The organism is Granulimonas faecalis (assembly GCF_022834715.1).
GTDB classification, from domain to species: Bacteria; Actinomycetota; Coriobacteriia; order Coriobacteriales; family Atopobiaceae; genus Granulimonas; species Granulimonas faecalis.
Window position 1 is genome coordinate 1,118,154 of the sequence record NZ_BQKC01000001.1, and the last position, 13,902, is coordinate 1,132,055.

Sequence of the window (13,902 nt, forward strand, 5' to 3'; positions counted from 1 at the left end):
CGGTTCGCACCCGACAGGAGCCTAGTTGAAATTGAGCGTAACCTGCTGGTTGGGCTCCTTGAGCACCACGTCGTGGGCCCCGCCTTCCACGAGGGACGTGGCCGAGACCAAGGTGAGGCGTGCCTTCTCCTTGAGCTCGGGCAGAGTGAGGGCCCCGCAGTTGCACATGGTGGAGCGGATCTTGAGCAGGGAGTTCTGGACGCCGTCGCGCAGGGGGCCGGCATAGGGCACGTAGGAGTCGACGCCCTCGACGAAGCTCAGCTTCTTGTCGCCGCCGAGGTCGTAGCGCGCCCAGTTGCGGGCGCGGGCGGAACCCTCGCCCCAGTACTCCTTCATGTAGGATCCGTTGACCGTGACGCGCTCGGTGGGGCTCTCGTCGAAGCGGGCGAAGTAGCGGCCGAGCATGAGGAAGTCGGCGCCCATGGCCAGGGCCAGGGTCATATGGTAGTCGTACACGATGCCGCCGTCGGAGCACACGGGCACGTAGACACCGGTCTCCTCGAAGTAGCGGTCGCGGGCCTCGCAGACGTCGATGAGGGCCGAGGCCTGGCCGCGACCGATGCCCTTCTGCTCGCGGGTGATGCAGATGGAGCCGCCGCCGATGCCCACCTTGACGAAGTCCGCGCCGGCGTCGGCCAGGAAACGGAAGCCCTCGGCGTCCACCACGTTGCCGGCACCGACCTTGACGGCGTCGCCGTAGTTGTCGCGGATCCAGGACAGGGTACGGGACTGCCACTCGGAGAAGCCCTCGGAGGAGTCGATGCACAGGGCGTCGGCGCCGGCCTCCACAAGCAGTGGCACGCGCTCGGCGTAGTCGCGGGTGTTGATGCCGGCGCCCACGATGTAGCGCTTGGAGGAGTCGAGCAGCTCGTTGGGGTTGGACTTGTGGGAGTCGTAGTCCTTGCGGAACACCATGCCCACCAAGGTGCCGTCGTCGTTGACGATGGGGAGCTGGTTGAGCTTGTTCTCCCAGATGATGTCGTTGCACTCGGAGAGCGTGTAGGAGGCCGGGGCGGTGACCACGCGGTCGATGGGGGTCATGAAGTCGCGGACGGGCTTGTCGGCGGCGTCGCGACTGGGACGGTAGTCGCGGGAGGTGACGATGCCGAGGAGCCGGCCGTGGGGGCCGCCGTCGTCGGTGACGGGCATGGCCGAGTGGTGGGTGCGCTCCTTGAGGCACATGACCTCGGCCAGGGTCATGTCTGGCGTGAGGTTGGAGTCCGAGGTGACGACACCGGCCTTGTAGGCCTTGACCTCGCGCACCATGCGGGCCTCGTCCTCGGCGGTCTGGGAGCCGTAGATGAAGCTCATGCCGCCCTCCTGGGCCAGGGCGATGGCGAGGCGCGGGCCGGAGACCGACTGCATGATGGCCGAGACCATGGGGGTGTTGAGGGTGAGGGCCGGCTCCTCGCCACGGCGGAACTTGACCAGGGGCGTGGCAAGGCTCACGTTCCCGGGGACGCATTCAGAGGAGGAGTACCCGGGTACCAGGAGGTACTCGGAGAAGGTGTGCGACTCACCAGGGAAGAACGTTGCCATGGCAGCTCCTTTTTTCACAGGTGTCGGGCCCCGCACGACGGCGGTATCGCATGATGATAGCGCACCCGGCAGCCTTCGGAGCAGCGTCAGTCGGCCGTGACCTGGTCCACGGACATGGCGAACTCGTGCTTGGTGGGCACCCACTCGACCTTCTTGAACAGGGCGATCACGGTGATGGGGATGTAGGTCATCATGAAGAACGGAAACGTGAGGACGTTGGCCCAGACGCGCCAGCGCTTGGTGGCGTGGATGTGCCTGCGCTCGGCCACGGTGGTGAGCAGGGCGAGCACGAAGAAGACCAGGTACATGGAGGCGAAGGTCATGACGAGGGAGCCCACGCACATGGCGATCTCGGACTGGGTGGCCAGGAAGCCGTGGCTGATGGAGCCCACCACGAGGTAGGTGGCGTTGACCATGGCCGACAGGAGCGTGAGGATCATGCCCGGGGCGATGGTCATGAGCATGTCGTAGCTCGAGAACCTGCCGAAGCCGATGCCACGGGCAAGGTCGCCACCGTAGGAGAAGAACACCTGGTAGAAACCCTTGGTCCACCGCATGCGCTGGATCCAGGACGCCTTGAGGGTCACGGGCTGCTCGTCGAAGAACTCGGCGGGGGCGTAGGCGATGCGGATGCCGTTGGCGGCGCAGAACGTGGAGAACTGGATGTCCTCGGTGAGGGTGTGGAAGGCCCAGCCGTGCATGGAGCGGATGATCTTGTTGGAGACCATCCAGCCCGAGCCCGAGATGGCGCAGCCGGTGCCGAGCATCATGCGCGCGTTGTTGAGGAAGCGCGCCTCGCGCAGGAACCAGATGCCGTAGGCGGAGCTGATCCAGGAGGAGTCGAAGTTCTTGGAGTTGCGGTAGCTCGTGGCGGCCAGGTATCCGAGGTCGACGACCTTGTTCATCTGTCTGACGTAGTCCTTGGACAGCAGGTTGTCGGCGTCGAAGATGATGAAGGCATCGTAGTAGTCGTCGCCCCTCTCGTTGAGCACGTTGTCGAAGCCCATGTCGAGCGCCCAGCTCTTGCCCTTGCGGGCGAGGTCGTTGCGCTCGTAGACGTAGGCGCCCGCCTCCCGGGCCCGCTCGGCCGTGGCGTCGGTGCAGGCGTCGGCCACCACGTAGACGTCGATGAGCTCGGCCGGGTAGTCCTGCTCCTTGATCGACCTCACGAGCTGGCCGATGACGACCTCCTCGTTGTGGGCGGCGATCATGAAGGCGTAGCGGTGGTTCTTCTTGGCCTCGGGCAGCTCCACCTCGCCGCGGCGGAGCCCCACGAGGAAGTAGACGATCTGGTAGAAGAACGCCACGGTGAAGAACAGGAAGATGATCGTGTTGAACACGACGATGGGCGTGATGCCGAGGCGGGTGAGCTCCACGGTGCTCCCTCTCTGTCAGGCTCGTGCTGGACCGAGCGCAGGCACGATGCGCTCCCCCGCCTCGGTGCGGCCCATGGAGCGGTCGGCCAGGGCGTCGAGGACGCCAGCCAGGTCGGCCGGCAGCGTGTCTGCCAGGCACAGGGTCTCGCCGGTGCGGGGATGATCGAACTCTATATGCCACGAGTGGAGGAATTGTCTGTCGAGACCGAGGTTGCGCCTCGGGTCGCCGGCCCTGTAGACCGGGTCCCCCACCACGGGATGGTGGATGTGGGCCATGTGGACGCGGATCTGGTGCGTGCGGCCGGTGTAGAGGTGGCACTCGAGGAGCGAGTAGCCCTCGTCGCGGGGGCCGGCCTCGAACCGTTCGAGCGTGGTGAACGTGGTGATGGCCTCCCGCGACCCCGGGGCGTCCGTGGCGGCCATGCGCAGGCGGTCGCGGGTGGAGCGGGCGATGCCCACGTCCACGAGGCCGGTCTCAGGCGCCACGTAGCCCTGCACGAGGGTGACGTAGCGGCGGTCAAGCGTGCGCATGCGGATGAGGTCCTGGAGCGCCCTCTGCGTGACGTCGTCCTTGGCCGCCACCATGAGGCCCGAGGTGTCCCGGTCGAGGCGGTGCACGATGCCGGGGCGGTCCTCACCCTGGAGCGTGCCGAGGTGCGCGTAGCCGCACCGGGCCACGAGGGCGTTGGCCAGGGTGTCGTCGGTGTGGCCGGGGCTCGGGTGGCACACGAGCCCCGCCTGCTTGGAGAGCACGAGCAGGTAATCGTCCTCGAAGCGGACGTCGAGGTCGATGGGGGCGGGGCGGAGGGGCCCCTCCCCCTCCGCCGGGACCTCCGGGATGGCGATCGTCACCTGGAGCATGTCGCCCATGGACACGGGCTCGCTCTTGGAGCGGACAAAGACGCCGTTGACGGTCACGCGGCCGTCACCCACGAGCCTCGCGCAGGCGCTACGGCTCGGCATGCCGTCGAAGGACGCCAGGCAGGCGTCGATGCGCATGCCGTCACCGGCGTCGTCGACCATGAGGTTCACGATGCGGTCAGCCACGGCGGCCGCCCCCCTTGCCGCGCAGCCGGTCGGCCGCGGAGCGGCCTCCGGTCCCCTCGGTGTCACCGCGGGCCACGGAGCGGGCGGCGCGGCCGTCTTTGGCCTCGCCCTCGCGGGCCCGACGGGCGTCCCAGACGAGCGTGAGCACGATGCCGAGCCCCACGCCCGTGCAGACGAAGATGTCGGCCACGTTGAAGACGGCGAAGTCCACGAACGTGGTGGCGAAGAAATCGCAGACCCACCCGCGGGTCACGCGGTCTATGAGGTTGCCCACGCCGCCGCCCATCACGAGGCCCGCGCACACCACGAGCGGCACCGGGACGTCGCGGGCGCGCCAGAGCGCCACGGCCACGGCGGCGCAGACCACGAGGCAGACGAGTACGAACACCCAGCCCGCCCCCTCGCCGATGGAGAAGGCGGCCCCGGTGTTGCGTACCAGGAGCAGGTCCATGACGCCCGGCACGAGCGTCATGGGCCTGCCCGGGACGAGATTGCCAAGGGCGAGGGCCTTGGTCCATTGGTCGAGGGCGACGCAGGCCGCCGCGACGGCCAGGGCGAGGCCCATGCGGGCGCTGCGGCCCATGGTCCTACGCATCGCCCTCCAAGGCGCAGACGGCCTCGTGGCAGCGGTCGCAGAGCCCGTCGTCCCCGAGCTCGCGCCAGTTCCAGCAGCGCGGGCACTTCTCGCCGCGGGCGGGCGCCACCGTCACGGCGAGCCCGTCGCCGCAGGAGAGCTCGACCTCGGAGCACACGAGGAACTCCGCGACGTCGCCGGCCATGGGCGCGAGGAGGTCGAGCGACGCCTGGGGCAGCGTGACGGACGCGCGCGTGGCCTGGGTGGTCTTCTCCGTGACCGCACCGGAGGCGAGGGCCTCCTCGTAGGCCTTCGTGTAGGCGTTGCGGACCTCGGTGAGCACGCGGTAGGCGGGCAGCAGGGCGTCGCGCTCGGCGGCGTCCATGGGCGCCTCGTACCAGGAGAGCAGCGCCGCGAACCCCTTGCCCTCCCGCATGGAGGCCGGCACGTAGGCCAGGACCTCGTCGCAGGTGTAGGCGAGGATGGGCTGGAGGTCGCGGAGCAGCATGGACAGAATCTGGTACCACGCGTTCTGCGCGCTGCGGCGGGCGACGGAGTCGGCAGCGTCGCAGTACATGCGGTCCTTGGTGGCGTTGAGGTAGCCGTTGGAGAGCTCGGTCACCACGTAGTCGTAGAGCAGGCGGTAGACCTGGTTGAAGCGGTACTCGCCGTAGGCCTCCTCCACCTGCGCGTGCACCTCGGACAGGCGGGCGAGTGCCAGCCGGTCGAGGGCGGTGAGCTCGGAGGTGGGCAGGCCGTCGGCGTCGAGGTCGAACTGGCCCTCGAGCTCGCCGAGCAGGAACCGGAAGGTGTTGCGGAACCGGCGGTAGGCGTCGGACACGCGGTCGAGGATCTCCTTGTCGCAGGCCATGTCGGATGTGGAGTCCACCGAGGCCACCCAGAGGCGCACGATGTCAGCGCCAAGGGTGTCGAAGATCTCGTTGGGGTCGACGGTGTTGCCGAGCGACTTGCTCATCTTGCGGCCCTGGCCGTCCAAGGTGAAGCCCAGGGTGAGCACACCCTTGAAAGGCGGGCACGAGTAGGCGCCCATGGAGGTGAGCAGGGAGCTCTGGAACCAGCCGCGGTGCTGGTCGGAGCCCTCGACGTAGAGGTCGGCCGGGAATGCGAGGCCCTCGCGATCCTTGAGGACGGCGGTGTGGGAGACGCCGGAGTCCCACCAGACGTCGAGGATGTCGCGGTCGGGCACGAGGTGGTGGCCGCCGCACTCGGGGCACACGTCGGCGTCGCCCAGGTAGGAGGACGGGTCGTCGGTGTACCATGCGTCGGACCCCTTCTCGTGGAACAGGGCGACAACGGCGTCGAGGGTGGCGTCGTTCATGACGGAGGCGCCGCAGTCGGCGCAGGTGAACGACGGGATGGGCACGCCCCACACGCGCTGGCGCGACAGGCACCAGTCGGGGCGGCCCTCCACCATGGCGCGGATGCGCTTGACGGAGGAGGCCGGGTACCAACGGACCTCGTTCTCGATGGCGTCGAGGGAGCGCCGGCGCAGGCCCGTGTCGTCCATGGAGACGAACCACTGGTCGGTGGCGCGGAAGATCACCGGGTTCTTGCAGCGCCAGCAGTGGGGGTAGCTGTGCTCGACGGTGCCGGCGTGCACGAGGGCGCCGCGGTCCTCGAGCCACCGCACGATCTTGGGGTTGGCCTCGGTGACCTCCATGCCGCTCCAGGGGCCGCCGGTGCCCCAGGTGTCGCCGGAGTAGAAGCGGCCGTCGTCGTCCACGGGCATGACCACGGGGATGCCGGCGGCCACGCCGGCGTAGAAGTCGTCGGCGCCGTGGCCCGGGGCGATGTGCACGATGCCGGTGCCGTCCTCGGTGCCCACGTAGTCGGCCGTGATGACGGGGCAGAGCACGTCGTCGAACACGGGCTGGTGGTAGCGCAGGCCGCTGAGCTCCTCGGCCGTGGCGCGCCAGGGCTCGCCGCCCACCTCCACGAGTCCCGGCTCCCAGCCGGCGACGGAGGCCACGCGGGGGGCGAGGTCCTCGAGCACGATGTAGGCGCGGCCGTCGTGGGCCAGGGCCACGTAGGTGGCCTCGGGCTTCATGGCGACGGCGGCGTTGGCGGGCAGCGTCCACGGGGTGGTGGTCCAGATCATGACCGAGACGGGCATGCCGGCGTCGGCCAGGCCCTCGGGGACGTCCTCCATGGCGTAGCCCACGTAGATGGACGGGCCGGTGACGTCGGCGTACTCGATCTCGGCCTCGGCGAGGGCCGTGTGGCAGTGGGTGCACCAGTGCACGGGCTTGCGGCCACGGTAGATGGCGCCGGTGTCCCAGATGCGCTTGAAGACCTCGATGTCGGCGGCGTCGTGGTCGTTGGAGAGGGTGAGGTAGGGGTGCTCCCAGTCGCCGAGGACCCCCAGGCGGCGGAAGCCCTGGCGCTGGAGGTCGATGTTCTCGACGGCGAACCGGCGGCAGAGGGAGCGGATCTCGGACGGGTCGGTGGCGTTGAAGCGCTCGGTGCCCAGGTGCTCCTCGACCTTGTGCTCGATGGGCTGGCCGTGGCAGTCCCAGCCGGGGACGTAGGAGACCTCGCGACCGCGCATGATCTGGTAGCGGTTGATGAAGTCCTTCACCGTCTTGTTGAGGGCGTGGCCGAGGTGGATGGGGCCGTTTGCGTACGGGGGCCCGTCGTGCAGCACGAAGGGCTCGTTGCCGCGGTTCTGCTCGCACGCGAGGCCGTAGACGTCGGCCTCCTCCCATGCGGCGAGGCGTTTGGGCTCGGACGACGCGAGCCCGGCGCGCATGGGGAAGCCTGTCTTGGGAAGGTTGGTGGTCTTCTTGTAGCTGTTGGCCATGGGCCATCTCCAGACGTGGGGACGTGTGTGCACATGTGCAAGAGATAATACCACTGCGCAGGTTGGGTGGACCGCCGGCGGCCGTGCGCGGAGCCGTGCTACGGTTGACCCCGAAACGCCGGTCACCCTGAAGGAGGGCCATGGAACCCGTCGGCACCGAGGGGCGCTTCCTCGAGCTCCTGAGCGAGCAGTTCCCCACGCGTCAGTCGGTCTTCACCGAGATCATCAACCTCGAGGCCATCCTCGGCCTCCCTCGCGGCACCGAGCACTTCATGAGCGACGTCCACGGCGAGTACGAGGCGTTCGAGCACATCCTCAACAACTGCTCGGGCGTCATCCGCGAGCGGGTGCGCGCCGAGTTCGGCGACGGGCTCTCCCAGGCCGAGCAGGACGACCTCTGCACCCTGATCTACTACCCCGAGGAGAAGCTCGCCAAGACCGAGTCCGACCTCGGGGGCATCGACCTCACCTGGTGGCGCGTCCACCTGCTGCGGCTCCTCCGGGTGGCCAAGCACTTCGCCTCGGCCTACACCCAGTCCAAGGTGCGCAAGTCCATGCCGGTGCCCTACGCCTACATCATCGACGAGCTCCTCCGCGACCAGGCCGGGCAGTCGGAGGACCGCTCCTGCTACCACGAGCGCATCGTGGACACCATCGTGGACACGGGGAGCGGCCCGGACTTCGTGGAGTCGCTCGCCGCCCTCATCAAGCGCCTGGCCGTGGACCGCCTCCACATCGTGGGCGACCTCTTCGACCGCGGGCCCCACGCCGACCGCATCTGCGACCGGCTCCTCGAGATGCCCTCCACCGACGTCCAGTGGGGCAACCACGACATCGTGTGGATGGGCGCGGCCGCGGGGTCGCTGGCCTGCCAGGCGGCCGTGGTGCGCAACAACCTGCGCTACGGGGCGCTCTCCATCCTCGAGAGCTCCTACGGCGTCTCCATGCGCGAGCTCGCCCTGTTCGCGGAGCGCACCTACCGCGACGGCGACGTGCTCTCCCCCATCGACAAGGCCATCTCGGTCATCCTCTTCAAGCTCGAGGGTCAGCTCATCCGCCGCAACCCGGACTTCGCTATGGACGACCGGCTCCTGCTGCCCCTCGTGGACGTCGAGGGGGACTGTGTGCACCTGCCGGGAGGGGACGCCCCGCTCGCCACCGTGGACTTCCCCACGCTCAACCCGGCCGACCCACTTGCGCTCACCGACGGCGAACGCGAGGTGATCGACGCCATGGCCGAGGCCTTCGCGGACTCCGAGCGCCTGCGACGCCACGTTGCGTTTCTCTACGAGCGCGGCAGCCTCTACCGCATCTCCAACGACAACCTGCTCTTCCACGCCTGCGTCCCCATGACGGAGGGCGACGGGCTGTTTCGTACCGTGGAGCTCCGCGGGCGGCGCTTGGCCGGGCGCGACCTGTTCGACTGGCTGGACCGCGAGGCGCGCCAAGCCTGGATGGAGCCCGACCAGGGGAACCTCGACCTCATGTACTACCTCTGGTGCGGCCCCGCGTCGCCGCTCTCGGGCAGGGTCATGAAGACGTTCGAGCGCACCTTCGTCACGGACAAGGCGACGTGGGCGGAGCCCCGGGACCCCTACTGGGAGCTCACCGAGTCGCCCTCGGTGTGCAAGCAGGTGCTCCGGGAGTTCGGCGTGAGCCCCGAGCACGGACACATCGTCAACGGCCACACGCCGGTCAAGGCGAGCTCCGGCGAGAGCCCGGTGCGCTCCTGCGGCAAGCTCGTGGTCATCGACGGCGGCTTCTGCACCGCCTACCACAAGACCACGGGTATCGCCGGCTACACCCTCATCTCCGACTCCTCGGGCCTGCGCATCAAGGCGCACCGCGCCTTCACCTCCATCGGGGACGTGCTCGACCTCAACGCCGACATCATGAGCGACACCGACCGCTTCGAGACCTCCGATCGGCCCCTGCTCGTGGAGGACAGCGACACCGGCGCGAAGATCCGCCAGCGCATCGTGGAGCTGCGCAGGCTCTTGGACGCCTACAACTCCGGCGCCCTCAAGGAGCGGGCGACACGGGGCTAGGTCGCAGATCGTCGAACGGCGAGGGCCCCGGCGCGGACGGGAATCCGCACCGGGGCCCTCGCGGCATGCCGCGCCGGTGCCTAGGAGGCGTCGTCCTCCCTCTTGGGCAGGAAGTCGTTGTCGCGGGTGAAGATGGCCATGAACTCCTCGCCGGTGATGGTCTCCTTCACCTGGAGGTAGCGAGCCAGCTCGTGGAGCTTGAACTGGTTCTCGCGCAGGATCTTGAGGGCGTTTTGATGGGCCTCCTCGACAATGCGCATGACTTCGTCGTCGATCTCTTGCGCCGTCCCCTCCGAGCAGGTGAGGGCTGCGTCGCCGCCGAGATAGCGGTTCTGCACCTGGCCGAGGGCCACCATGCCGAAGCGGTCGCTCATGCCGTACTGGGTCACCATGTTGCGGGCGAGCTTCGTGGCGCGCTCGATGTCGTTGGAGGCGCCGGTAGTCACCTGCTTGAAGATGAGCTCCTCGGCCGAGCGGCCGCCGCACATGACGGCGATCTGCTCCATGGCCTCCTCCTTGGTGACCAGGTAGTGCTCGTCCTCCTCCACCTGCATGGTGTAGCCGAGGGCCCCCGAGGTGCGTGGCACGATGGTGATCTTGGAGACCGGGGCCTGGCCCTTCTGGGCGGCCGCCACCATGGCGTGGCCGATCTCGTGGTAGGCCACGATCTTTTTCTCCTTGTCGGAGAGAACCGTGGACTTGCGCTTCTCGCCGGCGATGACCACTTCCACGGACTCCTGGATGTCCTCCTGGGTCACGCGGCTGCGGCCCATGCGCACGGCGCGAAGGGCAGCCTCGTTGATGATGTTGGAGAGGTCGGCGCCAGAGGCGCCGGGGGTGGCGCGGGCGATGACATCGAGGTCGATGGACCCCTCCATCTTCACGTCGTCGGCGTGAAGGGCGAGGATGGCCTTGCGGCCGGCAAGGTCGGGCAGCTCCACCGGCACGCGGCGATCAAAACGACCGGGGCGCAGCAAGGCCGGATCGAGGGTGTCGGGGCGGTTGGTGGCGCCGATGACCACGATGCCCTTGTGGTTGTCGAAGCCGTCCATCTCGGTGAGCAGCTGGTTCAGGGTCTGCTCGCGCTCGTCGTTAGTGGACAGCCCGGCGTCGCGGCGCTTGCCCACGGTATCGATCTCGTCGATGAACACGATGCAGGGGGCCTTCTCGTTGGCTTGCTTGAAGAGATCTCGCACCTTGGCGGCGCCGCGGCCCACGAACATCTCCACGAACTCGGAGCCCGAGATGGAGAAGAACGGCACCTTGGCCTCTCCGGCCACGGCCTTGGCCAGAAGCGTCTTGCCGGTGCCCGGAGGGCCCACGAGCAGGGCGCCGCGGGGAAGCTTGGCGCCGATGGCCTCGTAGCGCTGCGGCTTCTCGAGGAAGCTCACGAGCTCGGCCAAAGACTCCTTGGCCTCGTCCTGGCCGGCCACGTCCTTGAAAGTGACGCCCGTCTCCTTCTCGGCGACGACCTTGGCGCCGGACTTGCCAAAGCCGCCAAGGCCTCCCCCGCCGAAGCTCATGGACGGGCCATCGTCGCCCATCGACTTTTTGAGCTGGCGGTTGAGGAACCAGCCGCCGAGGATGAGGAGCAAGATGGGCAGCCCGTAGATCATGAGGGCATAGAGCAGCATGTTGGAGGACTCGTCGGGAATCTCGGCGGCAAACTGCACGTTGTGGTCCTCAAGGCGCTTGACGAGCGTGGTGTCGTTGGGGAAGGCGTTGCAGCGGTAGGTCTGGGCGCCGTCGCCCTCTCCCGTGACGAAGAGGATGGAGTCGTTGTTGGTGTTGAGCTGAACCTTCTCAACCTTGTTGTCGTCGACCATGGATATGAAAGTGGAGTAGTCCACCTCTTTCACCGACTGGCCGACCACGTTGGGATACACCACGGAACGCAAGACCACGACCACGACCACCGCGATGATGGCGTAGAGCATCATCGACTGCCGCTTCTTCTTGTTGTCCATGGGCACCTCCTCACTGGGTCGCAGGCGGGGCAGACCCCGCGGAACATACGTTTGGACATTCAAACATACGGGGCCCGCGGGGGCGGCGGCCCAGGGCGGGCAGACCAAAAGAACCACAAGCCCGTGCGAGCCTATCTGCGGCAGTACTGCCAGAAGAAGACGGCGCTCGCAGCCGCCACGTTCAAAGAGTCGATGCCGTGCGCCATGGGGATGCGCACCACACGATCGGCAAGGGCCACGGTGGAGGGCGCCAGGCCGTCGCCCTCCGTGCCGAAGAGGAGCGCCGGCTGTTCGACAGCATCGGCTGCGGCCGATCCGAGCTCCAAGGCGTCGGCGGAAAGGGCGCAGGCCACCACGGTGAACCCGTGACCGTGAAGGAGCTCGACGCCCTCTTCGGGCCACGGGCCGGTGCGTGCCCACGGCACGGAGAAGACGCTTCCCATGGACACGCGCACGCAGCGCCTGGCCAAAGGGTCGGCGCACGTGGGCGTGAGGAGAACGGCGTCGCACCCCAACGCCGCAGCAGAGCGGAAGATGGCGCCTACATTGGTGGTGTCGGTCACCGCCTCCACCACGGCGCACGTCTTCGCCTGGGCAAGGACCTCGTCTGCCGGACGCGGGGCCGGGCGCTCCATGGCGCACAGGACGCCGCGATTGTGCGGGTAGCCCACGATGCGCGAGATCTCCTCGCGGTCGAGGACGAACACGGGAACATCGGGGCCGGCGGCCTCAATAAGCGCGGCCGCCTGACCGAGGCGACGGTCCTCGAGCAGAAAGGCCACAGGGCGGACGCAGGCCGCAAGCGCGCTTCGCACGACCTTGGCCGATTCGGCGATGAAGATGCCGTGCTCCGCCTCGACGGATCGACGCAGCTCGTGGTCGGTGAGGCCGCAGAACAAGGCGAGGCGCGGATCGTCGAGACCTGCCGTGCAGCGTATTTCCATCGTGACCTCAAAACTTCCACTAATGAACTTCCGCAGACGACCGCTGCGGCCTTGGGTTACCATACACCCTGTCTGACGATTCGCGGCGCGCAGGCGCCGACACCCATGGAAGCGAAGCAGCATGGCCAACCATCCCACGGGCGCGAAAGTGCCCAAACTGCCCAAAGGTGCCCGGATCGCCCTGATAGTCGCAGGAGCCGTCGCGGCCCTCTACCTTGTGGGGGTCGTGGTTTTCTCCAACGTCTTCATGCCCAACACGCGCATCCTCGGCCGCAACGTGTCGCTGCGCACCGCCGCCGACGTCCAGTCGGGCCTCACCGACCGCACCGATGCCTACACGCTCCATGTGACAGGCGAGAACCTCGACCTCACCATCAAGTCGTCAGAGGTCGGCCTCACGTTCGACGCCGCAGCCTATGTGCGCGACGCCATCTCTGAGACACACCCCTGGCTGTGGCCGGCTGAGGTCTTTCTCTCCCACGACCTCACCCATGCCCGGGGCTCCTCTTACGACCGAGACAAAGTGACCACCCTTGTGAACTCCGCTGTGGACGCCGCCAACGCCAAGGGCACCGACGCCGTAGACGCCACCATCGCCTATGACAGCGCCAGCACATCCTTCGTCGTGACCGAGGAGAAGGCCGGCACGAAAATCGATGGCCAGAAGGCGGTCGCCACCGTCGAAGGGGCCCTCGACACCCTGGAGCGCAGCGTGTCTTTGCCCGCCGACGACTACGTCCAGGCCAAGGTCACCAAAGACGCCCCCGAGCTCGCGAAGGCGGCCGAGGAGGCCAACTCGTTCCTCACGGCCAAGCTCTCCTTGAACCTCGACGGCAAGGACGCCGGCACCATCGACGCCTCCAAGATCATCGACTGGGTGACGCTGGACGGCAATCTCAAGGCCACGCTCAACGAGGACGCCATCAAGGAATGGGGCAGCGGAGAGCTCTCCCGCAGCCTCGACACCGTGGGCACGGAGCGCTCCTACACGCGGCCCGACGGCAAGGTCGTGACCGTGGTGGGAGGCACCTACGGGTGGAACGTGGACTCCGGCTCTCTTGCCGACCTCATCGTCGCCGGCGTGAAGGAGGGCAAGACCGCCACCATCGACATCCCCACCCATCAGACGGCGCAGGCCCTCCCCGACGCCTCGGGGCGCGACTGGGGTAACTCCTACGTGGACGTCGACCTTGCCGAGCAGCACGCCCGCTTCTATGACGCCAACGGCTCCCTGGCATGGGAGGCCGACATCGTGAGCGGCGACGCGTCCAAGAACTACCAGACCCCCACGGGCGTCTACTTCATCGACGACTACTTCAACAAGTCGAACCCAGAAAGCACCCTCATCGGCAAAAAGGACCCCGAGACCGGAAAGCCCGAGTACGAGACCCCTGTCTCCTACTGGATGCCGTTCGTAGGCAACTCCATCGGCCTCCATGACGCCAGCTGGCGCGGCTCCTTTGGCGGGTCCATCTACCAGAGCAACGGCAGCCACGGCTGCGTGAACCTCCCGCCCGACAAAGCCGCCGAGCTGTGCTCGCTCATCGACCGCGGTACGGTCGTGGCGGTCCACGGCTAAAACTTGG

At 67.8% G+C, this 13,902-nt stretch carries 9 protein-coding genes; 2 read left to right on the forward strand and 7 right to left on the reverse strand.

From position 1 onward, the window contains the following. Positions 1-21 precede the first annotated feature (21 nt). From OR600_RS05080 to ileS, 5 genes are all read right to left on the reverse strand, one after another. Positions 22-1,539: an IMP dehydrogenase gene (locus OR600_RS05080; protein ID WP_204406294.1), complete on the reverse strand. Its 1,518-nt coding sequence runs from the start codon at positions 1,537-1,539 to the stop codon at positions 22-24. An 86-nt stretch (positions 1,540-1,625) separates the two neighbouring features. Further along, complete coding sequence (locus tag OR600_RS05085; protein WP_135977354.1) at positions 1,626-2,915, reverse strand: glycosyltransferase family 2 protein; 1,290 nt, start codon at positions 2,913-2,915, stop codon at positions 1,626-1,628. Between the two features lie 15 nt (positions 2,916-2,930). Next, positions 2,931-3,962: an RluA family pseudouridine synthase gene (locus tag OR600_RS05090; protein WP_204406296.1), complete on the reverse strand. Its 1,032-nt coding sequence runs from the start codon at positions 3,960-3,962 to the stop codon at positions 2,931-2,933. Further along, positions 3,955-4,557, reverse strand: a complete 603-nt coding sequence (gene lspA, locus OR600_RS05095; protein WP_204406297.1) for a signal peptidase II — start codon at positions 4,555-4,557, stop codon at positions 3,955-3,957. Before lspA ends, OR600_RS05090 begins: the two co-directional genes overlap by 8 nt. After that, positions 4,550-7,357 carry an isoleucine--tRNA ligase gene (ileS, locus tag OR600_RS05100; RefSeq protein ID WP_135977353.1) on the reverse strand — a complete coding sequence of 936 codons (2,808 nt, stop codon included), beginning with the start codon at positions 7,355-7,357 and terminating at the stop codon, positions 4,550-4,552. Before ileS ends, lspA begins: the two co-directional genes overlap by 8 nt. 140 nt (positions 7,358-7,497) lie before the next feature. Here ileS and OR600_RS05105 point away from each other — a divergent pair, with 140 nt between their 5' ends. Beyond that, positions 7,498-9,405, forward strand: a complete 1,908-nt coding sequence (locus tag OR600_RS05105) for a fructose-1,6-bisphosphatase (RefSeq protein ID WP_135977352.1) — start codon at positions 7,498-7,500, stop codon at positions 9,403-9,405. Between the two features lie 80 nt (positions 9,406-9,485). On the opposite strand, the gene ftsH is transcribed toward OR600_RS05105, so the two are convergent. Beyond that, positions 9,486-11,372 carry an ATP-dependent zinc metalloprotease FtsH gene (gene ftsH, locus OR600_RS05110; RefSeq protein ID WP_251163935.1) on the reverse strand — a complete coding sequence of 629 codons (1,887 nt, stop codon included), beginning with the start codon at positions 11,370-11,372 and terminating at the stop codon, positions 9,486-9,488. A 131-nt stretch (positions 11,373-11,503) separates the two neighbouring features. Continuing rightward, a complete protein-coding gene (locus OR600_RS05115; protein WP_135977351.1) occupies positions 11,504-12,316 on the reverse strand; it encodes a TrmH family RNA methyltransferase in 813 nt (270 codons plus the stop codon). 121 nt (positions 12,317-12,437) lie between these two features. Between OR600_RS05115 and OR600_RS05120 the strand changes: the two genes are divergently transcribed. Then, entirely contained in the window at positions 12,438-13,895 is a 1,458-nt protein-coding gene (locus OR600_RS05120) for a L,D-transpeptidase family protein (RefSeq protein WP_204406300.1), read from the forward strand. Positions 13,896-13,902: the final 7 nt, after the last annotated feature.